This window comes from Helicobacter aurati, assembly GCF_003364265.1.
Taxonomy (GTDB): domain Bacteria; phylum Campylobacterota; class Campylobacteria; order Campylobacterales; family Helicobacteraceae; genus Helicobacter_A; species Helicobacter_A aurati.
In genome coordinates, this window is the sequence record NZ_NXLW01000012.1 from 25,492 (window position 1) to 50,035 (window position 24,544).

At 36.4% G+C, this 24,544-nt stretch carries 28 protein-coding genes; 19 read left to right on the plus strand and 9 right to left on the minus strand.

The genetic code is table 11. From position 1 onward, the window contains the following. From coaD to CQA66_RS06600, 12 genes are all read left to right on the plus strand, one after another. Complete coding sequence (gene coaD, locus CQA66_RS06545; RefSeq protein WP_104762370.1) at positions 1–480, plus strand: pantetheine-phosphate adenylyltransferase; 480 nt, start codon at positions 1–3, stop codon at positions 478–480. Then, a complete protein-coding gene (tmk, locus tag CQA66_RS06550) occupies positions 480–1,154 on the plus strand; it encodes a dTMP kinase (protein WP_104762369.1) in 675 nt (224 codons plus the stop codon). Before coaD ends, tmk begins: the two co-directional genes overlap by 1 nt. A gap of 15 nt (positions 1,155–1,169) precedes the next feature. Further along, entirely contained in the window at positions 1,170–1,763 is a 594-nt protein-coding gene (locus CQA66_RS06555; RefSeq protein WP_104762368.1) for a ComF family protein, read from the plus strand. 68 nt (positions 1,764–1,831) lie between these two features. Next, positions 1,832–2,062 carry a 30S ribosomal protein S16 gene (rpsP, locus tag CQA66_RS06560; RefSeq protein ID WP_104762367.1) on the plus strand — a complete coding sequence of 77 codons (231 nt, stop codon included), beginning with the start codon at positions 1,832–1,834 and terminating at the stop codon, positions 2,060–2,062. A 31-nt stretch (positions 2,063–2,093) separates the two neighbouring features. Continuing rightward, positions 2,094–2,351 (plus strand): KH domain-containing protein, encoded by a 258-nt coding sequence (locus CQA66_RS06565; RefSeq protein WP_104762366.1) that lies wholly within the window; start codon positions 2,094–2,096, stop codon positions 2,349–2,351. 46 nt (positions 2,352–2,397) lie between these two features. Next, positions 2,398–2,961, plus strand: a complete 564-nt coding sequence (rimM, locus tag CQA66_RS06570) for a ribosome maturation factor RimM (protein ID WP_104762365.1) — start codon at positions 2,398–2,400, stop codon at positions 2,959–2,961. A gap of 46 nt (positions 2,962–3,007) precedes the next feature. After that, positions 3,008–4,213, plus strand: coding sequence for a GTPase ObgE (obgE, locus tag CQA66_RS06575; RefSeq protein WP_104762364.1), 1,206 nt, complete (start codon positions 3,008–3,010; stop codon positions 4,211–4,213). A 76-nt stretch (positions 4,214–4,289) separates the two neighbouring features. After that, positions 4,290–5,423, plus strand: a complete 1,134-nt coding sequence (gene flhB / locus CQA66_RS06580; RefSeq protein WP_104762363.1) for a flagellar biosynthesis protein FlhB — start codon at positions 4,290–4,292, stop codon at positions 5,421–5,423. A 14-nt stretch (positions 5,424–5,437) separates the two neighbouring features. Further along, positions 5,438–6,688 (plus strand): hypothetical protein, encoded by a 1,251-nt coding sequence (locus CQA66_RS06585; RefSeq protein ID WP_104762362.1) that lies wholly within the window; start codon positions 5,438–5,440, stop codon positions 6,686–6,688. A 56-nt stretch (positions 6,689–6,744) separates the two neighbouring features. After that, a complete protein-coding gene (gene dapA, locus CQA66_RS06590) occupies positions 6,745–7,626 on the plus strand; it encodes a 4-hydroxy-tetrahydrodipicolinate synthase (RefSeq protein ID WP_104762361.1) in 882 nt (293 codons plus the stop codon). Positions 7,627–7,655: 29 nt separating this feature from the next. Beyond that, positions 7,656–8,426: an enoyl-ACP reductase gene (locus CQA66_RS06595; RefSeq protein ID WP_181882251.1), complete on the plus strand. Its 771-nt coding sequence runs from the start codon at positions 7,656–7,658 to the stop codon at positions 8,424–8,426. A gap of 79 nt (positions 8,427–8,505) precedes the next feature. Continuing rightward, a complete protein-coding gene (locus CQA66_RS06600; RefSeq protein ID WP_104762359.1) occupies positions 8,506–9,702 on the plus strand; it encodes a hypothetical protein in 1,197 nt (398 codons plus the stop codon). Between the two features lie 81 nt (positions 9,703–9,783). Here the strand turns inward: CQA66_RS06600 and actP are convergent, their stop codons facing one another. After that, the gene (gene actP, locus CQA66_RS06605) at positions 9,784–11,442 is read right to left on the minus strand and encodes a cation/acetate symporter ActP (RefSeq protein ID WP_104762358.1); all 1,659 of its coding nucleotides are present in this window, start codon (positions 11,440–11,442) and stop codon (positions 9,784–9,786) included. 10 nt (positions 11,443–11,452) lie between these two features. Continuing rightward, entirely contained in the window at positions 11,453–11,794 is a 342-nt protein-coding gene (locus CQA66_RS06610; protein ID WP_104762357.1) for a DUF485 domain-containing protein, read from the minus strand. Between the two features lie 401 nt (positions 11,795–12,195). Here CQA66_RS06610 and hemJ point away from each other — a divergent pair, with 401 nt between their 5' ends. Together hemJ and CQA66_RS06620 are read left to right on the plus strand one after the other, a co-directional pair. Then, positions 12,196–12,639, plus strand: a complete 444-nt coding sequence (gene hemJ / locus CQA66_RS06615; RefSeq protein WP_104763679.1) for a protoporphyrinogen oxidase HemJ — start codon at positions 12,196–12,198, stop codon at positions 12,637–12,639. 83 nt (positions 12,640–12,722) lie between these two features. After that, entirely contained in the window at positions 12,723–13,952 is a 1,230-nt protein-coding gene (locus CQA66_RS06620; protein WP_104763678.1) for a hypothetical protein, read from the plus strand. Positions 13,953–13,986: 34 nt separating this feature from the next. Here CQA66_RS06620 and lptA read toward each other — a convergent pair whose 3' ends face one another. Both lptA and CQA66_RS06630 read right to left on the minus strand, forming a co-directional pair. After that, positions 13,987–14,451, minus strand: a complete 465-nt coding sequence (lptA, locus tag CQA66_RS06625; RefSeq protein ID WP_104763677.1) for a lipopolysaccharide transport periplasmic protein LptA — start codon at positions 14,449–14,451, stop codon at positions 13,987–13,989. Between the two features lie 14 nt (positions 14,452–14,465). Beyond that, the gene (locus CQA66_RS06630) at positions 14,466–15,023 is read right to left on the minus strand and encodes a hypothetical protein (protein WP_104763676.1); all 558 of its coding nucleotides are present in this window, start codon (positions 15,021–15,023) and stop codon (positions 14,466–14,468) included. Between the two features lie 123 nt (positions 15,024–15,146). Here CQA66_RS06630 and CQA66_RS06635 point away from each other — a divergent pair, with 123 nt between their 5' ends. Then, the gene (locus CQA66_RS06635) at positions 15,147–16,343 is read left to right on the plus strand and encodes an MFS transporter (RefSeq protein WP_233707793.1); all 1,197 of its coding nucleotides are present in this window, start codon (positions 15,147–15,149) and stop codon (positions 16,341–16,343) included. A 9-nt stretch (positions 16,344–16,352) separates the two neighbouring features. Here CQA66_RS06635 and CQA66_RS06640 read toward each other — a convergent pair whose 3' ends face one another. Continuing rightward, entirely contained in the window at positions 16,353–17,363 is a 1,011-nt protein-coding gene (locus CQA66_RS06640) for an ABC transporter permease (RefSeq protein ID WP_104763675.1), read from the minus strand. A gap of 152 nt (positions 17,364–17,515) precedes the next feature. On the opposite strand from CQA66_RS06640, the gene CQA66_RS06645 reads away from it, so the two are divergent. The 3 genes from CQA66_RS06645 to CQA66_RS06655 all read left to right on the plus strand — a co-directional run bounded on the left by CQA66_RS06645 (position 17,516) and on the right by CQA66_RS06655 (position 20,098). After that, complete coding sequence (locus tag CQA66_RS06645) at positions 17,516–18,724, plus strand: NAD(P)/FAD-dependent oxidoreductase (protein ID WP_104763674.1); 1,209 nt, start codon at positions 17,516–17,518, stop codon at positions 18,722–18,724. 56 nt (positions 18,725–18,780) lie between these two features. Further along, positions 18,781–19,284, plus strand: coding sequence for a hypothetical protein (locus CQA66_RS06650; RefSeq protein WP_104763673.1), 504 nt, complete (start codon positions 18,781–18,783; stop codon positions 19,282–19,284). A gap of 112 nt (positions 19,285–19,396) precedes the next feature. Continuing rightward, complete coding sequence (locus CQA66_RS06655) at positions 19,397–20,098, plus strand: hypothetical protein (RefSeq protein WP_104763672.1); 702 nt, start codon at positions 19,397–19,399, stop codon at positions 20,096–20,098. A gap of 104 nt (positions 20,099–20,202) precedes the next feature. Here the strand turns inward: CQA66_RS06655 and CQA66_RS09160 are convergent, their stop codons facing one another. Beyond that, positions 20,203–20,460 carry a hypothetical protein gene (locus CQA66_RS09160; protein WP_147289213.1) on the minus strand — a complete coding sequence of 86 codons (258 nt, stop codon included), beginning with the start codon at positions 20,458–20,460 and terminating at the stop codon, positions 20,203–20,205. A 240-nt stretch (positions 20,461–20,700) separates the two neighbouring features. On the opposite strand from CQA66_RS09160, the gene CQA66_RS06660 reads away from it, so the two are divergent. After that, a complete protein-coding gene (locus tag CQA66_RS06660; RefSeq protein WP_104763671.1) occupies positions 20,701–21,588 on the plus strand; it encodes a fumarylacetoacetate hydrolase family protein in 888 nt (295 codons plus the stop codon). A gap of 228 nt (positions 21,589–21,816) precedes the next feature. Here the strand turns inward: CQA66_RS06660 and CQA66_RS09605 are convergent, their stop codons facing one another. The 3 genes from CQA66_RS09605 to CQA66_RS06670 form a co-directional block, all read right to left on the minus strand. Continuing rightward, complete coding sequence (locus CQA66_RS09605) at positions 21,817–21,951, minus strand: hypothetical protein (RefSeq protein ID WP_267892949.1); 135 nt, start codon at positions 21,949–21,951, stop codon at positions 21,817–21,819. A gap of 300 nt (positions 21,952–22,251) precedes the next feature. Continuing rightward, the gene (locus tag CQA66_RS06665) at positions 22,252–23,301 is read right to left on the minus strand and encodes an AAA family ATPase (RefSeq protein WP_104763670.1); all 1,050 of its coding nucleotides are present in this window, start codon (positions 23,299–23,301) and stop codon (positions 22,252–22,254) included. Positions 23,302–23,304: 3 nt separating this feature from the next. Beyond that, positions 23,305–24,345, minus strand: coding sequence for an aliphatic amidase (locus CQA66_RS06670; protein WP_104763669.1), 1,041 nt, complete (start codon positions 24,343–24,345; stop codon positions 23,305–23,307). Positions 24,346–24,544 lie beyond the last annotated feature (199 nt).

Here is a 24,544-nt window from a genome sequence, read left to right on the forward strand (position 1 = left end):
ATGAAAGAATTAGCAATTTATCCGGGGACATTTGACCCCCTAACAAATGGACATGTAGACATTATTAGAAGAAGTGCTACAATGTTTAAACAAGTGATTATAGCGGTTGCAAAATCAGAATCTAAAAACCCTCTTTATGCTCTCAATGAACGCGAAACAATGGTGAAACTAGCACTAAAGGAATATGGATTCAATAACGCATCATGTTTATGTTTCGATAATCTCTTGGCGGATTTTGCTAAAGAATTGGGCGCAACTGTAATTATACGTGGACTCCGCGTGGTAAGTGATTTTGAATACGAACTACAAATGGGTTATGCTAATGCTTCCCTTAATGACTCGCTTGATACTATTTATTTTATGCCTACGTTGCAAAATGCCTTTATTAGCTCTTCTATCGTCCGCAGTATCATTATGCACAAGGGTAGATTCAATCACCTTGTGCCTGAAAGTATCCATAATTATATTAAGGGCAAATAATGCGTTACTTTGTTATTGAAGGAATCGATACAAGTGGCAAAAGCACACAATGGAATCTATTGCGAAAAAAATCCTCTCATGCTTACCTTATAGATTCTTTTTTGCAAGATTCTATGTCTACTATACCTCCTGAAAGCACCGTCTTTATACAAGAACCAAGTAATACTCCTCTTGGGAATACAATACGTGATATTATTTTACATAAGCAGATTCTCAATAACTCGCGAGCTATGTTTTTGCTATTCTTAGCACAAAGAGCTGAATTGCTTGCTCATTGCAAATCCCTGCCTAATATTGTCATTTCTGATAGAAGTCTTATTTCTGGAATCTCCTATGCCACGGATATTGATATAGAGCAGGCTCTCATGCTCAATCTTTTCGCAACACACAATATACTTCCACAAAAAATTGTTTTTTTAGAACTAAGTCTTGAGGCTCTACAACAACGTCTCACACAAAAAAATACTAGCAATACACAACAGCAAATAGATAATATAGAATCAAAAGGTGCAGCCTATCTCTATCAGATTCAAAGGCGACTCAAAGAAACGCTAAAGATAATTACACATTATGCACAAAATAATCAAAGGCAAATAGAGATTTGTTCTCTTGATGCAACGGAACCACAAAACATATTACATGAAGAAATCTCTAATTTTTTCAAAATATATTGAATCATAAGAATAACAATGTATTGCATTATATGCCATAGGCTAAAATTCAACATCATTTGTCAAAAGTGCCTTAACTCATTGTGGCATATAGAATCCAAAAGGCAGCTTGACAACGGATTAAAGGTCTTTAGCTCATTTGCATTTAGTGAATTAAAAACTCTATTGCATACAAAAGACAATAGCATTGGTAGCAGAGTGTTTAAGCGATTAGGAACTTATGGGGTAACAAGATTCTTTGATACCCATAAGAATCTCTTAGAATTAGACAGAAGTGATGTTGCTATTGTTTGTGTGCGCAATAAGCATATTGGGCTTTATTCGCATAGTGCTATTCTTGCGCATTGTTTCAAACAATTCCGCTTCAAAGTGTTTTACAATGTTTTAATAACGGGCAACAATATTCGTTTCATGCAGTTAAGTCTTCAGGAGAGGAAAAGAGCGAGCAGGGAGTTTTACTTTGTTGATTCTGCGCTCAAGGGTAGAACGTCGATTATTTTAGTGGACGATGTGATTACAACAGGACAGACATTGTTTGAAGCAAGCCATATTATTAATTCTTCAAAGATTCATGTACTATGCGCATGGACACTCTGCGATGCACGATTTTAATTATAGCATGTTGTAAAAATATGTTATAATACGGGCTTATTTTTTGCATTTTATATAAGGAATACAAGATGGCAACAGTAATTAGACTAACAAGAATGGGTAGGAAAAAGAAACCTTTTTATCGAATTGTTGTAACTGATTCTCGCAAGAGAAGAGATGGCGGCTGGATAGAATCATTGGGTATTTATAATCCTGTTACGAATCCAGCGGTGATAAGAATCAACAAAGAAAGATTAGAATATTGGAAAGGTGTGGGCGCAAAAATGAGCGAGCGAGTAGCATTGTTAAGCAAACAATAGCTAGAGAGAAAATACGTGAATAGAGTCTAATATGCACAATACTTCGGTTGAAAAATTCCTTGAGATATATCTTAAAAAGATTGTGAAATATCCTGAACACATTGCTATTAAACGTGAATTAGGTAAAAAATCTGATTATATGCTTTGCATAGAAGCGGCAGAAAAAGATGTCGGTAAGATAATTGGTAAAGACGGTAAAATGATTAGTGCATTAAAAAATGTAATCGCGGCAGTTAAGGCAAAGGATAACGTCTCCTATGAACTAATTGTTATACCGAAAGAAATCTAATCTTTATGAATTATTATCATCGTGATAAATATTTATGCAAAGTTGTATGTTAACCAAACAAATACCTGCTTGTAAATCTCTTGTTATTAATTCTAGCGAGCTTGTTTTAGTAGCTTCTCTAGGTAAAGCCGTCGGATTGCATGGCGGTATTAGGGCGTTTGTAGTAACAGACTTTCCAGAAATTTTTAGTAAAAATACACGTTTTTATCTTTCTAATCACTACATTACCTCTGAAGATTCTATCTCTTGCATGCTTGTTACTCTTACAAACTATCACGCGCAGAAACAACTGCTTTTTTTTCAAGAAATCACGCAAAGAGAACAAGCCGAGTTATTCCGGAATACTGCAATGTACACTACGATTGCAGAAACCAGAAAGCTATGTTCATTGCAGGAACATGAATTTTTCTATTTCGATATTATTGGAATGCAGATCATAGAGGATGAAGAAACGTTAGGCGAAGTAAAAGATATTCAGAAGATTGCAAACACTTACTATTTTATTGTCGATAACAACTTCCTAATCCCCTACATTGACCGTTATATAATCAGAATCGATAAAAACACTAAACAAATTTTTACACGGGATGCGAGATTCTTACGTAGCTAACTATTTCATACAAACATCTTATTGAAATTTGAGGAAACACAGCATTATGTTTATAGACAATGTAGAAATCTTTATACAATCAGGTAATGGTGGTGCTGGAGCAGTAAGCTTCAGAAGAGAAAAGTTTGTTTTACAAGGCGGTCCTGACGGAGGCGACGGAGGCGACGGAGGCGACGTTTATATAGCAGTAGATAAAAACACAAGCACTTTAGCCAAATTTCGCGGGCACAAAAATTATATAGCACAGAATGGAGCACAAGGTGGTGCGAAAAAATGCCATGGTAAAAAAGGCAAGGATATTGTACTTTATATCCCACCAGGGACACAAATCATTGACGCACACACAAAAGTACTGCTATTTGATTTGGTACATGATGGAGAAAAAATAAAGATTCTGCATGGTGGCAAAGGAGGCTTAGGCAATGCGAGATTCAAAAATTCCATTAACCAACGTCCCAATTACGCGCAAAAAGGCATAGCGGGCAGCAGCTTAAGAGTCATTCTAGAATTAAAGCTCATAGCCGACATTGCTCTAGTCGGATTCCCTAATGCAGGAAAATCTAGTTTAATAGCACGGCTGACTAATTCAAAACCAAAGATAGCCAACTATGAGTTTAGCACGCTTGTTCCTAACTTGGGAGTAGTAGATATTAACGACTTTTCATCTTACACTATCGCAGATATTCCGGGTCTTATACAAGGTGCAAGTAAGGGTAAGGGGCTTGGCTTGCAATTCCTACGTCATATTGAACGCACGAGGATTCTATTGTTTGTGCTTGATATTTCACGTTTTATAGAATCCACTTTTATAGAATCCGACAAGGAAAATTCTTGCGAATCTACGCATCTCATCACACAATTCACCATTCTATTTGAAGAATTACAACAATATTCCCAACTCCTCGCCCACAAACATTATGGTATCGCCTTAAGTAAAAGTGATATAGCACTCTTACAGTCCTTTCATCAATTTAACTTCATGGATTATCACGTATGCTCCTTACAAACAAAAGCCTATATTGCTCCTTGCTTGGAACATTATATCCATGTTGGCTATACACATAGCCCTAACAGCTCCATGCAGGAAACACACATGCAAACACAGCAACAAAGCAAAAAAACAATGCTAGATTGTGCGCCACTTTTTATCCTGCCTTTTTCTTCTGTAAGCGGGCTAAATCTCGAATCATTGCGCAATTTACTTTTTTATGCTTTAGAATACACTTCAAGCAAACAACAAGAATTTCCATAGAATCACTAATGCGATAAATTCTTTTGAAATTTTTGTTGTGCTACAATGTATAACATAAATACCCGAAAGTAAAAAAATGGCAGAAGAAGAAAAAACCCACGCCCCTTCCCAACGTAAGATAGAAAAAGCAAGAGAAGAAGGTAGTATTGCAAAAAGCCCCGATCTAGTGGGCTTTGCTGGGCTTATTGTCGGGCTTTTTTTGCTATTTATTATCTTCCCCTTTTGGGTGCATAATTTGCAATTACTTTATATAGAATGCACTAAATTATTCCGTATAGATTTCACTATTAATAATATATTCACGCTTTCTATTACAACTTTTAAAGTCGTATTTTTATGTGTATTGCCCTTTTTTCTTGCATTGATAATAGCTGGGATTATAGGTAACGTTGCACAATTCGGTTTCTTACTTAGTTTTAAAATCATTCAACCAAAACTTGACAAAATTAACCCAATTAAAGGTGCAAAGAATCTTTTTTCACTAAAAAAATTACTCGATGGCTTGATGATTACTCTCAAAGTAGGTATTGCCTTTACCATAGGATTCTTTATCTTTATAGGATTCTTAGACGAAGTAGCGGGTATATCTTTGGCACCACTGCATGAGCAGCTTAAATGGCTATATCAAAAGGCTCTTATTCTGATTAGCTCTTTGCTCGCAGTCTTTTTGGTAATGGCAATAATAGATTTCCTTATCAAACGTTATCAATACATTAAAAGCCTCAGAATGAGCAAGCAAGAGCTTAAAGACGAATTTAAACAACAAGAAGGTAACCAAGAAATAAAAGCAAAAATCAGACAAATCATGATGAAAAACGCCATGAATAAAATGATGAGTGCTATTCCAACAGCAAATGTTGTTGTTACAAACCCCACACATTACGCGGTAGCGTTACGTTTTGATAGCGATAAAGAATCTGCTCCTGTGGTAGTAGCCAAAGGAATAGATCATCTTGCCATACGCATTAAAGGCATAGCGAGGGAAAATGATATACTGGTGGTTGAAAATCCGCCTTTAGCCCGAGAGCTTTATCGTTTAGTTGATGTAGATAGAATGATACCGCAAGAATTATTTAGTGCTGTCGTTGAACTATTTCAGTATGTTGCTATCCTTGAGAGGAAAAGAGGAAAAGAACCAGAATTTATGCGGAAAGCGCAGCAAAGAACAGGAAACATTACCCACAATAAAAGCTCCACTTTAGAGGGCTAAGGCAAGGAATCATAATGGCATGCCTTTACCTCAACGACAAAAGAATCTTTAATCATCTGATTTTTTGCATACTATTGATCTTGAATTGCCTCTTACTCTTGTGGTTTATCGCACAAACAAGCATCTATTCACAAGAGGCAATACGATTTTTCCATTTTCAAGATTCTCACGCAAATTTAGGCAGAGAATTTAGTGCTGCTTTTTGCTACAAATTAGCCTTCATAGGGGTAAGCATTGTTCAATGGTTGGGAATTCATGCAATTTATAATGATTTTGGACTACGTGCACCTTTTCTGCTTTTACATATCTGTAATTGTGTTTTATTATACATTATTGCCCTAAAAATGCTAAGAAAGGCTCAAGATAGTTTGCTTTGCGTGGGAATCTTTATGCTTATTCCAGGTATAAGTGTGAGCGCATTGGTTGTGTCAAATACTAGCGTACTTATTTTTTTATCCTTGCTTATTATCTATTGGCAGGTTATACACAACCGTATAGCCTATCCACTTTTTGTTGTGGCGATTTTTCTAGATTCTGGTGGAAGCATTCTTTGTCTGGCATTGTTTTTTTATGCTCTTTATTACCGTAAGAATAAGACAATTATTTTTGCGATTCTATGTTTTGGAATCAACATGTATCTTTTTGCCCCTATTTATGGCGTGCCGAAATCTTATTTTTTAGACACAATTGGATTTCTGGCTATTATCTTTACGCCTGTATTTTTCGTGTATTACTGTGCCTATTTATATTTCTATACATTGCACAATACTCCTAGCTTTGTTAATGTTATTGCCTTTATTGGTTTTATTTTTGTTTTGTTGCTGTCTATCAGACAGCCTATTAAAGCCGATAGCTTTATCCCATTCTTAGTCGTTGGTATTCCTGTTTTTGTCGATAAAATGCAAACTGAATTGCGAGTGCGATTGCCGCAATTTAGAATCAAATATCTCATACGTATAGGATGTATTGCTTCATTCCTTATATTTGGAAACATTATATTGTTTGGCAACAAACTTACTTACTATTTTAGTAATGAACACAACTTTGCTTATCCGTTTTATGCAGCAAAAGAAATCGCCAAAGAGCTTTATGCCAAAAATATTACTCATATTCAAGTAGAGGGCAATCTAGGCATAAGACTTGCCTTTTATGGAATCAATACAGATTCTACTGCCCCTTATCAACTAATCCAAATTCGTAACGGCAATATCAATATTGTCTATGGCAAACACACTGTTGCACAATATGGCATTATTAGGCAATAATCAAAAGATTTTAAGGTAATATTCTTCTATTTCATTCAACATGAAAAGGAGGAAAAATGGTTCTAGGAGCAATGAGCGCGCTAATTACGCCCTTTAAAAATGGGAAAGTTGACACACAAGCTTATGAAGCATTAATAAAAAGACAAATACAATACGGTATGGACGCATGCGTACCTGCTGGCACAACAGGCGAAAGCGCAACTATGAGTCATGCTGAACATAAAGAATGTATTGAAATCGCGGTGCAAACCTGCAGAAATACAAAAGCAAAAGTGCTTGCAGGCGCAGGAAGCAATAATACAATAGAAGCTATTGAACTCGCGCAATTTGCGCAGAAATGCGGTGCCGATGCAATACTCTCTGTCGTCCCTTACTACAATAAACCCACACAGCAAGGTCTCTATCTACACTATAAAGCCATCGCAGAATCTGTGGATATTCCGATTATGCTTTATAATGTGCCATCAAGGACGGGAGTGGGTCTTGAAGTCGAAACAATTATCAAACTCTATCAAGATATAAAAAATATTTATGGCATTAAAGAGGCTAGCGGTTCTATTGAACATGTGTGTGCAATGTTGCACGTAGATTCAAGTCTCAAAGTACTAAGCGGAGATGATTCCTTAAATTACAGCATATTATCTTTAGGTGGGCAAGGCGTAATATCTGTAACAGGGAATCTTTTCCCTCAAGATATTGTAAGCCTTTATCGATTCGCAATGAAAGGTGATTTCACAAGTAGTTTAGCTGTTTCTAATAAACTTTATGGTATAAATAAGGCTTTATTTCATCAAAGTAATCCTATCCCCATTAAAGCGGCAATGTTTCTGCATGGATTAATTCCTACGCTTGAGTATCGCTTGCCATTATGCGAACCCAGCAGGGAATGTATGAAATTAATTGAAAAAGCTTTAGAAAAATACGAGGTACAAAAATGAATAATAGTTTAACAAACACAACAGATTATATGAAAGGTAAAACACTTGTTATTAGCGGCGCAACGAGGGGCATAGGTAAGGCAATACTCTATAAATTCGCACAAAATAGTGTGAATATCGCTTTCACTTACAATAAAAACGAAGAAGAAGCGCAAAAAATTGCACAAGATGTAGAATCAAAATACCATATTAAAGCAAAGTATTATCCACTCAATGTCTTAGAACCAGAGCAATATATAGGTTTATATGAGCAAATCGATAAAGACTTCGAAAGAGTAGATTTTTTTATCTCAAATGCTATTATTTATGGGCGAAGTGTCGTTGGTGGTTTTGCTCCTTTTATGCGCTTAAAACCCAAAGGATTAAACAACATTTATACAGCAACTGTCTTGGCGTTTGTTGTCGGAGCACAGGAAGCTGTAAAAAGAATGCAAAAAGTCGGTGGCGGCAATATTGTAAGTCTTAGCTCCACAGGGAATCTCGTCTATATGCCAAACTATGCTGGACACGGAAATTCCAAAAATGCTGTCGAAACAATGGTTAAATACGCTGCGCAAGATTTGGGCGAATACAACATTCGAGTTAACGCAGTAAGTGGAGGACCTATCGATACGGATGCTTTACGTGCATTTCCAGACTACGAAGAAGTTAAGGCAAAAGTAGAATCGCAAAGCCCACTCAAAAGAATGGGGACCCCTCGAGATTTAGCTGGAGCAGCATTTTTCCTCTGTGATAATACCCAGAGCGCATGGCTTACAGGACAAACTATTGTGATTGATGGTGGCACAACCTTTGTGTGATTAAGCAATAAACAAGCATTCGGATAGCTAAGTGATGGCAGAATCTTTATGGAGTGCTTGCTTCGAAAAGCTAACATTAATGTTAGCAAAACTTGATTCTCTATGTGCATGTTATTGCTATTTTCCTAAAATAAGACAACAACAAATTGCTGATTCTATCCCGCAATCTCTAAAAACTCACAACGATTCTTTCTACGACCATCATTCTTCGCATAATTTGCAACAAACGTCATTGCAACCAAATAAAAAACATATAGCCAATCTCTCTACTCTCATGCAACAAAATACTTTCCATTTTCCCCACAATGCCGCTTCACCTGTCTATTATTTGAATAGACTGCTACGTCGCAAGATACGTATTCTCTCACTCGATATATTGCAGCATAAGGAATTGGTTATACAGAAACAAGAATTACGTGAAAGAGAACAAAATGAGATACTTATAGCAAAAGCTAAACAAGCAAAAATTCCTCTAGCAACTCACGAATGTCAATTCATAATGAAGTCTATCGATAAAACCAATGTATATTTTGAAACATTCTTTGTAGATTCTTACGCGCTTTGCAAAGAATCTTTAAAATCCAAAGAAAAGATGTATTTTATCAATCCCTTTGATATCTTCAGCAAACTTACTGTGCTATTCCCTGATTTACATCAATATACAATTATTCTGCAGGACAAAGAAAAACATGCTTTAGCGCACTACAATCATGGTACTCTCCGCTTTTGTATAATAGTAGAGAAGAAAATAGCCTTACAAAATTACTTTCATTTACTTGATTCACTAGGGGAAGTTATCGTTTGTAATTTAAGCACACAATCATTCGTGGCTAATAATTTTCTTCCTTTAGAATCTTTACTCTCTGATGCTCTACATTCTTTAGAAGAGCATAATTTTGAAAAGCTTGATTCGCATGCTTGCCTAAAAATATTAGTGATTAATTACTGTTATACGGTTGGCGGATTGTCTTTAAGACGTCTATTATTCATTCCTAAACATTTCTATATTCTGCAGTATAAGATTGCCCTTTGTGTTATTGTTGGCTTGCTATTTATATTTATAAGTACTATACATTCTTTATATTTTAATTACCAACAACAAAAAGATCTCGAACATACAACGAAACTTCATTATGAGGCAATAGAAAACCTCTACCACAAGAAAAAAACCTATCCTTCGGCATATCACAAAATTTATCAAAGCATACAAAAGCACAAAAGCCTGAACTTTTCAATCCAGCAACATTACAATTTTCAAACAAAGCAGTGGGAATAATCCCGCAAATAGCGGGAATGGGAGTTTGTTGTGAAGTGAATAGTGAGAATATATTAGAGTGCAATAGGAATGCTTTATTGCTTAATGTTCTATTGCTGTACTAGCTCCGATTCCTGTTTTCGCTCTGAAATCAAAGCTTTCGAATCCTTCTTTATCAATTTTCGCTCTCGGGCTTTTATCGGTAATAGAAAAAAACCACAAGAGAAAAAATGTTAGGGGAATAGAAAATATCGCTGGATGATCATAAGGGAAAATAGCCTTTTCAAAACCAAATGTCTTTACCCACATACTAGGGCTTAGTATAACAAAACTTACCACCGCAATCAATCCTAATAACCCACCTAAAAATACTCCTCTAGTTGTCAAGCCTTTCCAATAAATACAAAGCAAAATGATAGGAAAGTTTACACTCCCTGCAATGCCAAACACGAGCCCTACAATGAAAGCGACATTCTGACTTTCAAAGAGAAAACCCAACACAATCGCAATAACACCTAACACTACCGCAGAAATCTTACTGACTTTTATTTGCGTTTTGCTATCGACTTCTCCTTTTTTCAACGTAGTGGTATATAAATCATGGGCTATTGCGCCTGCTCCGCTTATGCAAAGCCCAGCAACAACAGCTAAAATCGTAGCAAAAGCAACTGCAGAGATAAAACCTAACAAAACATTGCCACCTAGAATCTCTGAAAGGATAATTACGACCATATTAGTAGCACCCGTAAAATTACCATCTGCATCAACATACTTTGGATCTCCAAGCACAAAGGCTATGGCACCAAAACCCAAAATAAATGTCAAAATAAAAAAGTAACCTATAAAACCCGTAGCATAGAAGGCAGATTTCCTAGCCTCTCTAGCATCTTTTACGGTAAAAAAGCGCATAAGGATATGAGGGAGTCCAGCAGTCCCGAAAGTAACGGCTAATCCTAAAGAAAAAGTCGCAATAGGATCCTTGAAAAATACCCCCGCTTTCATTATCGCGTCGCCTTTTGGATGATTATTAATCGCTAAATCAAAATAATATTTCAAATCAAACTTTGAAAGATAAAGTATCATCAAAGCCATTAAACTCGTGCCTCCTAAAAGCAAAGTCGCTTTGATTATTTGCACCCAAGTAGTCGCGTGCATCCCACCAAAAACAACATAACACACCATTAAGATTCCAACAAAAATAACGGCTAAAGCATACGGCAAACCAAATAATGTCTGTATAAGCTGTCCCGCTCCTACCATCTGTGCTATTAAATAGAACACAACGATAACAAGAGTGCTAAGAGCTGCAATGATTCGGATAGGCTTTTCCTCTAATCTTAACGCAATAACATCTGTAAAAGTGAATTTGCCGAGATTCCTAAATCGCTCGGCAATCAAAAATAGTATCACTGGCCAAGCAATAGTCCAACCTACTGGATAAATCAACGCGTCAAATCCATAAGAAAAAATTAGCGCAGTTAAGCCTAAAAAGGCAGCGGCGCTCATATAATCCCCAGAAATAGCAAGTCCATTTTGGAAACCAGAGATCCCGCCGCCCGCAGTAAAAAACGCTGCTGCTGATTGAGTTCGTTTATTTGAATAATAAGTAATTAGCAATGTAACCAACACAAAAGCTATAAATAAAATAACGGCTGTAAGATTTAACTCATTTCTTACTATCTCCTGCTCACCGCTATCAAAAGCCGCACCAAAAACAGCGTCACACAAAAATAATAAAGATATATTGAATCGCCATATCATAATTTTCTCCTTAAATAAGACCGCTTTTTTTCATTTTTTTAATAATTTCTTCTTGCTTAGAATCTAAAAACATATTTGCTACAAATCCATAAATCCCCGTGCTTACAACTCCCAATAAAATGGCACAGATTCCAAAGATAATGCCCAAAGTAATAGGAGAATCAGCCACGCTTAACCCCAAAAAATCGGGAAAAAATCCCACCAAAGTTAGAAAACTAAAATAGCAACCTAAAACAATCACAGTAAGAAAAACACAAAAGCGCATTTTAAACCGCATAAATTCTTCAAATTCATGAAAGGCGGCTTGCTGCTCCTTACTCATATTCTGCAATAGAAAATTAGTCTTTGACATTTCTTACCTCCTCAATACATAGTTATATTCATTATATATAAAAAAACAATAAATTCTCTAATTTTTATAAAAAACTACTAATTTAGTTTATTAATTCAATTAAATATTAATAAATAATGAATTTTTTGTATAAAAAACCTACAAATATTAACAATAATATTACATTTATTGTAATTATTGTATAGATATTGAGAATTCCCACTATATATGTATAATCAAAGCTTATTATGTGCAATTTATGTGCATAATTTAACATTTGTTTACAATTATGATTAATATAGGCTCTTGTTCCCATTAAGAAATAAGTTTATATTGTTGAGCTAGAATCATGTTACTTAGATTGCTATCTTGTGATAATCCATACAAGTAATCTACACAAGCCTGAATGTAAAGGGATCCGCATGTTAGAATTATTAGAATTTTATGATGTCTTTAAAGCTATCCATATTATCGCCGTTATTTCATGGATGGCGGCTTTATTGTATTTGCCAAGATTATTTGTTTATCATGTGAGAGAGAAAAGTAACCAGCCATTTAAAAAAGTAGTTGAAGTACAAGAGAGGCGATTGTATTATGGTATCGGCTACCCAGCCATGCTATTAACCATTATTAGTGGAACACTTATGCTCACAGCAGATCTACATCTTTTTTCAACCGGTGGTTGGCTACACGCAAAACTTACTTTCGTGGCACTTTTGATTATTTTTCACTTTTTTTGTGGATTTTATCGCAAGGCTCTCTTATCAAACAACTATAAAAGCACGTTATTTTTTAGGGTTTTTAATGAAATTCCTACCCTATTAATGATAGGAATCGTGATAATGGCTGTCGTAAAGCCTTTTTAATTCTTTAATCGCCTCAATGTCATAAATATTTCTACTAAATTCATGCTACAATTTATTTTCAAAGCCTTGAGCTAAGGATAGTCATGCTTTATAGAATTCTTATTTGCATTGTAGTAATTTGCAATACTTCTGTATGGGCAAAAGAACATTTTATCTCCCCACTCCCGATTCCAACCCAAGAAATTGTAGAACTAGATTTGAGAAAATGCAACAAAAGCTGTTTGAATAAACTCTTTGACAATGGTTTATACTTTAGCTTTTTAGCGAAATACCGAGACAATCGCGATAAAACTTTGCGAGATAAATTTCAACTTGCTGCAAAACTCTTAGATTCTACAATATTGCCCACACAGAAAACACAAGCTGCCGTACGTATAGCGTTACTTATTCCACAAAAAAATATTGGTCGCTATTCTGTAAGCAGTGCAGATTCTATTCTTACCTATTTAATCGCAAAAGGAGGAGATTTTGAATTTAATGTTTTTGATTCGCAAAATGAAGAATCCCCTAACCTTCAAAAAACATACGCGCAAATACAAGAGCAAGATTTCAATTACATAATAGCCATTCTCACTAATAAGGGATTGGAAAATCTCATAAACAGCACAGAAATTACTATACCCGTTTTCGTCCCCACGTTAAATAAAGTGCACATATCCCCCTCTTTGAATACACAAAATATCCTTTTTGGCGGCATAGACTATAATAAACAAATCACAATGTTGCTTGACCTAGCGCATAATAAAAAGGCAAAAATTGTTAGTTATAACGATGATGGATTAGTTGGTAAGATGCTAGGTAACCTCGTCGCAGCACAATCCGAAGATATTTTTATTGCAGAAACAATCGATTCTAAAAAGGCAACAAAATTCACCGAATCTATTAACAAAATAAAAAAACACCTGAAAGAAAGTATAATAATTTTAAATACATCAGTTACAAAAAGTGGATTAATTATTCCACAAATTGGCAATACTTCGAACATGCCAATAGCTTTTCTTTCCACACAAATGAATTATAATCCATATCTTTTGCGACTTATCCCCAAAGAAGATTCTACAAAGATCTTTGTCGTAAGCGCAATTAATCAAATCAACAATAAACTACTTGCTTTTAGTGATTTACTTAGTGCTGACTTGCAATATGATTGGGTTAATTATGCCACAGCTTTGGCAGTGGATATTTTGCTAACAACCAACACAAAAGGAGGAATAAGATTCTTCTCTGAAAAATTGCAAGGCAATCAAGTGCTTTATTACGATAGATTCTATGGTGTAAAAGATTCTCATTTTGTACCCGTTAAGCTACGTTAAATCATGTTAAATTTGCTTAACCCTTAAATCAAGTTTATTTCTCAAGAGAGAAAATAATTCGTGCTGGAGCATCTTTTTTGCCTACAACATTTGCATAATCACCATTTCCACTCAAAACAATTTCATTTCCTTTTAACGTGTTCGGCTTACCGACTTCTTGCACCACTGCATCATCATAGAATCTATACTCATCTTTTACAACGTTATACACTAGCCTCTTGCTTTTACCGTGCAATTCACGTTTATCATCAGTAATTAACGTAAAACGAACATTGCCTTTTGCTTCGTATGAAATAGGCTTTCTCTCTTTATCGGTATAAACCACCACTGTATCTGCAGTCAGAGTATCATTGCCTTTTTTTATTTTAACGGCACCAGTAATTGTCGTCGTATTGCCCACACTCTTGAAATGTTCAGCTACGATGTCAATCGTATTTTTGCTGCTTTTCGCATAACCCATCATGAAACAACAAAGTATCAAAAAAAACCTATAAAGCATTATCATGCCTTGTATTAACTTTTATGTGCAAAACGTGTAATTTGCGAATGGATGTGTTTCGCGATAATTGTATCGGATTTTTTGTCATAAAATATATCCTTGCCCATTGTAATGCTTTGTTGATCTTGGATTCTAAACTCTCCTTTACCGCTAAAGGCTTCGGTTACAATATTATATGTTCCTGCCTGTGAAAAAAAATAGATAAAAGGAGCATTGCTATATTCTACGCCTTTTGGAAATTCATAAATATCCTCCTTATGTATAGCTTCCTGCCCTTTTAGATTTTCTATGGAATCTTCACTAAGTCTACACATCTCAAAATCTTGATAAACCTCTCTATTAGCGTATCGTTTAGCTACCGCGCCTTTCATATCAATATTGACAGACTTTTTTCCTATTTCATACAACCTCCAATTATGAAGCTCAATAATAGGCAAATCTTCCTTTGTGCTCTTGTAATTACTCACAGAAACCTCAAAAAGGAAAGAGGAAGTAAATGTAAACAATAATAAAAACATAAAAAAAACTACAATAACATCACAACGTGCGAGTAAATTTCTTAATGCCTGCATGCTATCCCTTGTCATTCTTGCTATTTATTCCGAAATTGTATTACATTTTGTAATAAAATCTTAGCCTTTTGCTATACTTGTAGCTTATTTCTTATTTTATTACTTTTAATGCAAGGACAAATTATGTCAAGTCCAAAACGCACTATTAAATCCATGAATGCCCTTTTTATCGGTATGTCATTTCTCTTTATTGGCAATTCTTTAATTGTAAGTTCAGTAGGTGTGATTCTGAAAGATTCGGGTATGGGTGAAATCGCTATCGGCGCAATTAGTTCATGCTTTTTTATTGGTGCGCTTATGGCAACTATTGGTGGACACAGAATCATTTCACGTGTAGGGCATATCCGTTCTTTTGGGATTTTTGCAGCACTTTTCGCAATCGCTAGCCTATTACATAGTCTTTCCCAAAACCTATATTTATGGGCACTCTTTCGATTATTGCTTGGCTTTTGCTATTATGGTGTACTTATGGTTATTGAATCTTGGCTCAATGAAAAAGCAAAAAACTCTGTTCGTTCGCGCGTATTAAGCTTTTATGAAGTTGTATATTATTTGGCTTCCGGTCTCGGTGTGCTTATTATCGCGTTGGATTTAGAAAGGCATTCCGTTTTTACCGTTAGCGCATGTCTGATTATGTTCTCCACTCTGCCTTTATATTTAATACGAATAAAAGAGCCTGTACTCCCACAAAAAACGCCAATTTCCCTACCAAAGATTTTTGACATTGCCCCTCTAGCTCTTGTAACAAGCTTTATTGCTGGCATGCTTGTGAATGGGTTTTTCTCTATGGCTTCTGTTTTTATTCTATTGCAAGATTTTAATGCACAAAATGTGTCCTATTTCATTGCGTCAGCTATGCTTGGCGGCTTTTTAGCGCAAACAAGTATTGGTTTTGTTTCAGACAAATTGGGGAGGAAATTAGCGATTATGCTATGTGCCGGACTTGGTTTTTGTGTGATGCTGCTTTTTGTAATATGTGATTTGTCATTGATCGCACAATGTGTTTTAGCTGTATTTTTAGGAGCTGGGATATTTTGCCTTTATGCTCTTGCACTTGCTAGAGCAAATGATATGCTTACAGATAAAGGTAAAACCGTAGAATTAGGTAGAGCCGTGCTTTTTTGCTATTCATTAGGTTCTCTTTTTGCTCCGCTGCTTTTAGGCATTCTTATGAAAAACTTTGGATTCCATGGATTTAGTTGGTTTTATTTAGTGTGTTTAGGATTCTGCTTCCTCTTTGCTATCAATAAACCAAATATTCTTAAAAGTAAAAAATATAAAAGCACACCTGGAAATATGGCTATTCTCAATGAATCATAAAGTATCGCTCTATAAACTCTGCTTTCTACCAAAACACTCTCTTATCCCCTCTCCAATAAAAACCAAAGATGACAACACCAACGCCATGCTTACAAATCCCGTGATTCCTAAATGTAGAGATTGCAAGTTATTCTTCCCTTGATTAAGTAATTCGCCCAAACTCGCACTTCCTAATGACATGCCAAAGCCTAAGAAATCCAATGTTGCAAGTGTTGTAATGCTGCCTATAATTAAAAATGGCAAGTATGTAACAGTAGCAATCAAAGCGTTAGGTAAAATATGCACAAAAGCAATGTATAGATTCCCAAATCCCAATGACTTTGCGGCTTTAATATAATCATAATTACGAGTACGTAAAAACTCTGTCCGCACCACGTTAGCAATACTAGTCCAGCTAAAAAACAAAATAATACTTAAAATAATCCAAAAGGTTGGAACAACCACGCTAGAAATAATAATGATTAAAAAAAGCGTAGGCACAGCCCCCCATATCTCACTTATCCTTTGCCCAAACAAATCTATCGCACCGCCATAATATCCCTGCAATCCGCCAATAATAATCCCCAATAGAATGGTGCAAACACTAAGTATGATTCCAAACAACAATGAAGTTCGCAATCCATAAAGCAACCTAGAAGCTACATCTCTACCTTGATCGTCAGTGCCTAAAAAATGTCTTGAATCTGGCGGGCTAGGAGGAATCCCATCAAGCTCCCAATCAATGCTATCAGGAGCATAATTAATCAACGGATAAATCACAAAAGAATCTTTAAAGAGATTGCGCACAAAAGGATCTTTGTAATCTGGATAAGTGTCGAAATCCCCTCCAAAAACACGTTCGGGATAATCTTTGAAAATCGGAAAATACCATGTAGAATCCTTATGAATAATAAGCGGTTTTTCATTCGCTATTATCGGAGCTAAAAGGCTTATAATTGTGATAAATACAAAGAAAAATAAGCAGTATCTTGCACGTTTGAGTGCATAAAAAGTCCGCCAACGTAGTAACCATATATTCATAGTGATTCCTAGCTTCTTACTAAAGTAAGATTCTATCAAAAAAATTACCTATAATGAGTAAGTTAGAGAATCAAACAATACATATAGAGCGATTTTTAGATAGAATAAATAAGTAATCCAAATTTTTAATACTTTCGCATATAAGGAAAAATATGAAAAAAGTTCTTTTGCTTGGTGCAGGTTATGGAAACATGGGGCTTTTAACAAGTATTAATCCAGAGGTTTTTTCACAAGCACAATGGCAGCTTATAAACAACAATCCTTATCATTATAAAACCATCGCATTACATGATGTCGCTTCAGGCAAACATGATAAAAGTGTACTCTTTCCGCTTAAAGATTGCCTACATGAAAAGATTACTTTCATTGAGGATACAATAACACATATTGATTCGCAAGGAGCGTATGGTAGGCAAACCTATGATTATGATTATCTCGTTATAGGGTTAGGATTTAGCTCGGATAATTTTGGTATCAAAGGTGTTACAGAATACACACATAGCATTACTTCCTATCAAAGCGCAAGAGCTATCGCGCAAGAGATTCTCACACGGCTGCAATCCTACTTGCAAACAAAAGATGAGAATGATTTAGCCTTTATCGTTTGTGGTGGTGGATTTACGGGAATAGAATTTGTAGGCTCACTTGCACAAGAGATTCATAGGCAATGCGATAATCTAGGTATAGATTTTGGTAAAGTCAAAATCTCTTGCATTGAAGCAATGCCAAAGATTCTTCCTATGTTTAGCGAGAATCTTATGCAGCTAGGCTTGCAAAGACTAAAGGAACTAGGCATAGAAGTGCTCACTAATTCTAAGATTCTAGAATGCAAACAAGGAATCGTAGTCATTGAGCAATCTGGCGTGCAAAATGAAATACAAGCCAACACGATTATATGGACGGCTGGAGTCAAAGGGAATGAAGTTATCGCAAACTCACCATTCTTTAAAAGCGGCAGAAGTAAAGTCGAAGTAAACGAATACTTACAAGCAATCAATCAAGAGCACGATATGTCTAATATTTTTATTATTGGCGATTGTGCCGCCTTAAAAGACCCACAAAGTGGGAGATTCTATCCGCCTACTGCACAAATTGCTAAAAAACAAGGGGAATATGTGGCTACAATCTTGGAATCCCTTTTGCAATCAAACAAGGAAAATACACGACAAGAGAGAGGCACTTTACCTAGCTTTAATTTCACACCGCAAGGGAGCTTATGCTCGATAGGCGCAGGTTACGCCATAGGCATGGTAGGCAATAAAGAGCTCAAAGGCTGCATTGCTAATGCAGCCAAATGGTTCGTAGAATCTATGTGGAGTTATCAACTAGAAGGTTTTTCAGGTGTGTTCAAAGCAGACTAGGCACTTCTTTACAGCCAAATGGCAACAAGAACGTAGGAAATAATAATGAGAGATTCATGCGGGTGATAGCCTTTTTCTTGATTCTAACTTGTCCTATATTTTCTGCTAATGAAGTTATCAATCCAGATAAAACATGGAAAAATCCCGATGTCTCTGCTATTTTAAAAAGAAATACATCGAAGCTTGAAGCTTACTACCAACAAGTCGATAAACAATCTCGCGAGAAAGATTTCGTAAGATTCAATAGCAAAAAAATTATTTCGCATACACAATACGCTAAAATCTCATATCGTGAAATGCACAAATACCGCAGTTATATTATCTTATCAGCATTCTATATTGATTGGGTGGGTGGACATAATCAGCTAGATGGGGTAACTGTCGGCGGTATTTTAGCAAATGAGCGAGGAGACAAAAACCCAAAAGTAAGGTATTTTAAATTTGCGCAACGTTACTATTCAACGTTACATGAACTAGGCAAAGGGAAGAAAATATTTTCTTATTGTGCGGCACCCTACTTAACTAGCTGTATTTTAATAGGCATTAATGAAAAATGGTAATGCCAAAATATAATCACGTAATGAACTAAACAACTACCCATCAATTGCTAGCTATTGACTGCTCTTACAAGTAGTCGCAAGGCGAATTTCGCTATTCTAAGGAGTAAAACCTATGTCTTTACAAATAACACATAAAATATTCCTTTGTTTATCTCTTTTTGCATATCTTTCTCAAACACAACTCCTTGCCAAGCAACATGCGCCTAAACAACAAAGAAATGAATTTAGCCGTAATAACGAAATAATCGATCCGCTCCCAAATATCTTTTCAGAAAACACCGTTTCACTAGACAATCAACGTCCAGATTCACAACAGGACTTGTTTCAAACTAATGCGTTGTTTTTTTTTCAAGCAGGGTTTGGAGTAGGATTACAGGGCTTTGAGACTTCTGCGGATGGAATCGTGCAAGTCCGCATTATTCCCACAATCGCTGTTGCCTTAGGATACAACCAATATTTTCACATCAATGAAATATCATTTGGACTAAAGTTTATGGTAAGTTATGAACTCGGGTTATTTCCATCAGGAGAGAATACACTTGTATACAAAAGTGGCGGCGCGTATGCAGTAATTTATGCGGGGTTTCGCCAAATCCTGCCCTACTTGGGGTTAGGATATGACATCTTAGAATCAGGGAAAACCTTTTTACCTGCATTTGATGCGAGCACTCGTAGCTTTGAGCAAGGACATTCTTATCTCTATGGAGCAGTGTTTACATTTGATAAAAATCACGGTATCGATCTCTCTTTCAGGCATTCGAAATTCTATAATTTTTTCCCACGAATATTAGTTAATTATGAATTTAGATTCTAATTTATCATTAAATATAGAGGGACAAGCAACAGAATCTTACCAACAAGTAGCATTCTTGCATTGCAGGACTTTAAAATGGCAAGTCCCTTTTATCATGTTGAGCGTTAACATGCGGGAGCGGTGGCGAGTAACACGAACGAAGTTCTTGCCCATACTTGCACAATTCCCGCAGGGATAAATATCCCTTTAGAATCCTTAAGAATTCTTCGCAATGCTTGAGACATGACGATGCGGGGGTTTGAGATTCTTCGGGCATAAAGCCCTAAGACATGACAAGAATCATTGTCATACTGAGCTTGCGGAACAAGTGAAGTATCTCTGTTGTTTTGCAGGGATTCTTCGCAATGCTTGAGACATGACAAAGTTATTCTCATGTTGAAAGAGCGAAGTATCTTTATGGAAATTCTCTATTTGTCATGCTGAATGAATATGAGAAGCATCTCTTTAATTGTGTGTTGTGGGATTCTCTATTTGTTATTCTGAACTGCTAAACCCCTGCTTACAGGTGAAACATCTCTTGAACATCAAAAGTTTTTATTCTTTATGAAGAATTAAACAAAGAATCTAAAGATATAATATAGCAACACCCATAAAGGAAAATTATGCAGTTACAAGCCAAACTTAAAGGAAAACTAATACGATATTTGGATAATGGTATAGAATTTCTGGGAATCCTAAAATCAGATTCTAAGAATAAAGATTCTATGGTTATGCCTCTTGATATAACAAATAATATGAATGAATTTATTTTGCATTTTGAAAAATTAAAGGGGTGTTTGCAGGCAAATAATCCGCTTATTCCCCTTGAAAACGTTACGCTTCTCTCGCCCATTAAAAGCCCCTTACAAGATATTATTTGTTTGGGCATTAATTATATGGATCACGCCAAAGAATCAATGCGTTTTAAGAAGGAGTCGTTTGATGGCAAGAGAGAGCAGGCTGTGTATTTTGGCAAACGCGTGAATGAATGCGCCAATCCAAACGCAAGTTTTTACATTAATAACAAGACTAGCCAGCTTGACTATGAGGTTGAGCTAGTGGTGATTATAGGCAGGGATTGTATGAATGCAACAAGGGAAAATGCGATGAATTTTGTGTTTGGTTATAGTATTGCTAATGATATTTCTGCGCGCGATTTGCAGCTAAAGCATAAACAATGGTATGCGGGCAAAAGCCTTGAGGGCAGCTTCCCTTTGGGTCCTTGTATTGTATTGCGAGATTCCCTTAACCCCCATAATCTTGCCATTAAAAGCTATGTAAATGGAGAATTGCGCCAACAAAGCAGCACGTCTAAGCTAATCTTTGACATTCCTCATGTGATTTGTGAACTCTCAAGCTATTTTACGCTTAAGGCAGGAAGCATTATTTCAATGGGCACTCCTAGCGGGGTTGGAATGGGGTTTGAGCCACCAAGATTCCTTCAAGCAGGCGATATTGTCAAATGCGAGATAGAAAACATAGGCACATTACAAACTTTCATTAACGTATAAATCGCAATTATCAATAGAACACTTCTAAATATTATGTAAATAGCAGCTCTTGAGATTTATCTTAGCCCTCTGATTTCCCTTGTGTTGCCTTAAACTCTAAGATTTGATAATAGAAATTATTCAATCGTACTTTGTGCTTCTTTAGAATGATGATGCGGGGGTTTGAGATTCTTCAGCCTTGCGTTGCAATGCTTGAGACACGACAAGTTTCCTTTTTGAATCTTAAATTCAATCATTGCCTACTTCCCAAGCGAGACATTCGCCCACACATATTTTAAAGTCTTGCAAAGTAGGCTTCGTATTTATCACCTTATGCTGTGCATAAGTCCAGTTCTTGCTCTCTAAATGAATCGCGTCCTGCATGAAATACTCTTTGTAATAATGCAAATACCTGCGACTTCCATAAGGCACAATATTAATAAGCTACTCATAACGTGCTTTAGGGTTGTCTGTGTCTTTGAGATTCGTGTTTGCCTTTGCCTTTTTGCGCGACATTTAATTGCTCTTTAATTTACAAATTCCTTTCTAGCGATACCTTTGAGAGACACAAATAATTCAATGAAAAATGTAAGGATTTGATTCCAAATTCGCATTGTAATTTTCTAAGCTTTTGTAGTATTTTTGCTATGCTAAAGTTTATATCCCATCAAAAATTACTACATTCTACTCATTTTTATCATCTTGGACTAAAAACTTGCCTTTGTTTTTGTGGATAATGCTTTGAGTTTTAGATTCTAAGACTCGTTGCGCGACCAAAGGAAAAATATGATGCAAAAGCAATCTCTTGACATCTCGCACACCATAGCGAATATCATATTGCTCCATTAAGCTATTTTTAACATCATCGCTTAGAATGATAGTATGAGAAGTGCGTTCTTGAAGTAACTTAATCTCCAAATCAATAATATCAAGAAGCTGTTGCTTTGGAATGCTTTGATAATAAATCACAGAATCAATGCGATTGATAAATTCAGGTAAAAATTTCTTTTCTAGGGCTTTTTGAATGATTTTTTGCTCTTTTTGGGGGCTGCATTTTTTGGACTTTTGTTGATAGCTAAAAAGCTCTTTAACGCCCAAATTGCTTGTCATAAGGATAATAGAATTTCTAAAATTAATCGTTTTTACCCCAGAGGTAAGCCTAAGCTCCCCGCTATCAAGCACATCAAGCAAGGCAATCAAAACCTCATTACTTGCCTTCTCAAGCTCATCAAACAGCACCACAGAAGGGGTTGAATAACTCCCAGCAATGAGATTAGCATCAAACATCGTATTCCCCTCTTTGCTCCCCACATAGCCCGGTGGCGCACCAATAAGCGAGGCAGCATAATGCTCTTGGGAGAGGGTATTCATATCAATGCGGCAAAGATTGTTTTCATTGCCACTAATGGCTTTGGCTAGAAGTCTCGCCGTTGATGTTTTGCCAACTCCTGTGGGTCCTAGCAACAAGGCTACACCTAGCGGCTTTTGGGAGTCGCTTAGTTCGGCTTTGATGATTTGTAGCATTTGCTCAATCTGCCCTAAGACTTTGTCTTGCCCGATGATATTGGCTCTAAGCTGTTGCATAACAGATTTGATAGAGAAATCAAACCTGCTTCTAAAGCCGTATCCCTTATCACTTGGGTTTGACACCTGTGGCTCTGACGCATTAGGAGTGGCTTTGGATTCTTTATTTTGCTCTTTTAAAGCCTCTAGCTTATCGGTGATAAAAGGCACAGGCTATCTCTCTTTTTCTTTGCCCTGATGTGGCAAATTCCCCACAGGGCATTCCGCCACACCGATAGTTTGACGCGTAAAGCTTTCGACATTTTCTTGCGCCTTTTTTGCGTCCATTACCCATTGCTTATAGAAGTCAAAGGGGCAATCCGCCACGCCCTTATCGCCATCACCGCTGTTAAAGATCCCGCTATATCCGCGATGAAGTAATTTAAAGAGGTGATTTTGGCTTTGGTCGTATTTGCGTGCGTTTCGGATTTCGTGCAAAGAAAGCTGTGCGTATTGAATCCCATTTTCTTCCTCGCCACATTCTCCTAATGTCCTGCCATCAAAGCCGATAATGTTAGAATGTCCAAAATAAGTATAAACCCCATCAAAGCCTGTTGCATTAGCCACAGCAATGTAGCAATTATTCGCCCACGCCATAGCCTTTACCATAGTAACTTGCTGCTCTTTACTAGGATACATATAGCCCTGACATCGGATAATAAGCTCTGCTCCTTTCATCGCACAATCCCGCCAAATCTCTGGATAGTTCCCATCATCGCAAATAATCAAAGAAACCTTAATGCCCTTAGGTCCTTCCACCACATAGGTCTTATCCCCCGGATACCAACCCTCAATAGGACACCACGGCATAATTTTGCGATATTTTTGCACAATCTCCCCTTCATCATTAATGAGAATCAAAGTGTTATAAGGGGATTTTTGGGGATGTTGCTCGTGCTTTTCTCCTGTTAGCGAAAACACACCCCAAACTTTGGCTTCCTTACAAGCTTGAGAAAAGATTCTCGTTTCATCTCCGGGGATACTCGCTGCTGTATCAAACATTTCTTGCCTGTCATACATAATTCCCATCGTGCTGTATTCTGGGAAAATAATTAAATCTAAGCCCGGGATTCCTTGCTTAATCCCTTTAATCATACTTGCAATGTTTTTGCAGTTTTCTAACACTTCCGCTCTTGTGTGCAATCGTGGCATTTTGTAATTAACAACTGCAACGCCCACAGTATCGGGGCTACTTGAAATATCACCATGTCTCATATTCGCTCCTTTATTGAGGTTTTCTCTAATTTAGCACAAGTAAAATGAAATAAGTACTCCCTTTCATCAAAATACAAGGGCAAACCATACAAAAAGTTACTAAAATACTCATAGATAATCTCTCTTGGAAATCTAAAATGAGAGATAATGTTACAAAATTTCCGGGAAAGAAATAAAGAATGAAGAAATAATGAATTAT

Excerpts from the sequence above, each read along its gene's own strand:
- CQA66_RS06660 (WP_104763671.1), top strand. The coding sequence starts at position 20,701 with ATGCAGTTACAAGCCAAACTTAAAGGAAAACTAATACGATATTTGGAT.
- CQA66_RS06640 (WP_104763675.1), bottom strand. The coding sequence starts at position 17,363 with ATGAATATATGGTTACTACGTTGGCGGACTTTTTATGCACTCAAACGT.
- CQA66_RS06595 (WP_181882251.1), top strand. The coding sequence starts at position 7,656 with ATGAAAGGTAAAACACTTGTTATTAGCGGCGCAACGAGGGGCATAGGT.
- CQA66_RS06650 (WP_104763673.1), top strand. The coding sequence starts at position 18,781 with ATGCGGGTGATAGCCTTTTTCTTGATTCTAACTTGTCCTATATTTTCT.
- CQA66_RS06670 (WP_104763669.1), bottom strand. The coding sequence starts at position 24,345 with ATGAGACATGGTGATATTTCAAGTAGCCCCGATACTGTGGGCGTTGCA.
- CQA66_RS06620 (WP_104763678.1), top strand. The coding sequence starts at position 12,723 with ATGCTTTATAGAATTCTTATTTGCATTGTAGTAATTTGCAATACTTCT.
- CQA66_RS06635 (WP_233707793.1), top strand. The coding sequence starts at position 15,147 with ATGTCAAGTCCAAAACGCACTATTAAATCCATGAATGCCCTTTTTATC.
- CQA66_RS06600 (WP_104762359.1), top strand. The coding sequence starts at position 8,506 with ATGTTAGCAAAACTTGATTCTCTATGTGCATGTTATTGCTATTTTCCT.
- actP (WP_104762358.1), bottom strand. The coding sequence starts at position 11,442 with ATGATATGGCGATTCAATATATCTTTATTATTTTTGTGTGACGCTGTT.
- CQA66_RS06585 (WP_104762362.1), top strand. The coding sequence starts at position 5,438 with ATGGCATGCCTTTACCTCAACGACAAAAGAATCTTTAATCATCTGATT.
- CQA66_RS06655 (WP_104763672.1), top strand. The coding sequence starts at position 19,397 with ATGTCTTTACAAATAACACATAAAATATTCCTTTGTTTATCTCTTTTT.
- tmk (WP_104762369.1), top strand. The coding sequence starts at position 480 with ATGCGTTACTTTGTTATTGAAGGAATCGATACAAGTGGCAAAAGCACA.
- CQA66_RS06610 (WP_104762357.1), bottom strand. The coding sequence starts at position 11,794 with ATGTCAAAGACTAATTTTCTATTGCAGAATATGAGTAAGGAGCAGCAA.
- rimM (WP_104762365.1), top strand. The coding sequence starts at position 2,398 with ATGTTAACCAAACAAATACCTGCTTGTAAATCTCTTGTTATTAATTCT.
- flhB (WP_104762363.1), top strand. The coding sequence starts at position 4,290 with ATGGCAGAAGAAGAAAAAACCCACGCCCCTTCCCAACGTAAGATAGAA.
- lptA (WP_104763677.1), bottom strand. The coding sequence starts at position 14,451 with ATGCTTTATAGGTTTTTTTTGATACTTTGTTGTTTCATGATGGGTTAT.
- obgE (WP_104762364.1), top strand. The coding sequence starts at position 3,008 with ATGTTTATAGACAATGTAGAAATCTTTATACAATCAGGTAATGGTGGT.
- rpsP (WP_104762367.1), top strand. The coding sequence starts at position 1,832 with ATGGCAACAGTAATTAGACTAACAAGAATGGGTAGGAAAAAGAAACCT.
- CQA66_RS06630 (WP_104763676.1), bottom strand. The coding sequence starts at position 15,023 with ATGCAGGCATTAAGAAATTTACTCGCACGTTGTGATGTTATTGTAGTT.
- dapA (WP_104762361.1), top strand. The coding sequence starts at position 6,745 with ATGGTTCTAGGAGCAATGAGCGCGCTAATTACGCCCTTTAAAAATGGG.
- CQA66_RS06555 (WP_104762368.1), top strand. The coding sequence starts at position 1,170 with ATGTATTGCATTATATGCCATAGGCTAAAATTCAACATCATTTGTCAA.
- hemJ (WP_104763679.1), top strand. The coding sequence starts at position 12,196 with ATGTTAGAATTATTAGAATTTTATGATGTCTTTAAAGCTATCCATATT.
- coaD (WP_104762370.1), top strand. The coding sequence starts at position 1 with ATGAAAGAATTAGCAATTTATCCGGGGACATTTGACCCCCTAACAAAT.
- CQA66_RS06565 (WP_104762366.1), top strand. The coding sequence starts at position 2,094 with ATGCACAATACTTCGGTTGAAAAATTCCTTGAGATATATCTTAAAAAG.
- CQA66_RS09605 (WP_267892949.1), bottom strand. The coding sequence starts at position 21,951 with ATGCAGGACGCGATTCATTTAGAGAGCAAGAACTGGACTTATGCACAG.
- CQA66_RS06645 (WP_104763674.1), top strand. The coding sequence starts at position 17,516 with ATGAAAAAAGTTCTTTTGCTTGGTGCAGGTTATGGAAACATGGGGCTT.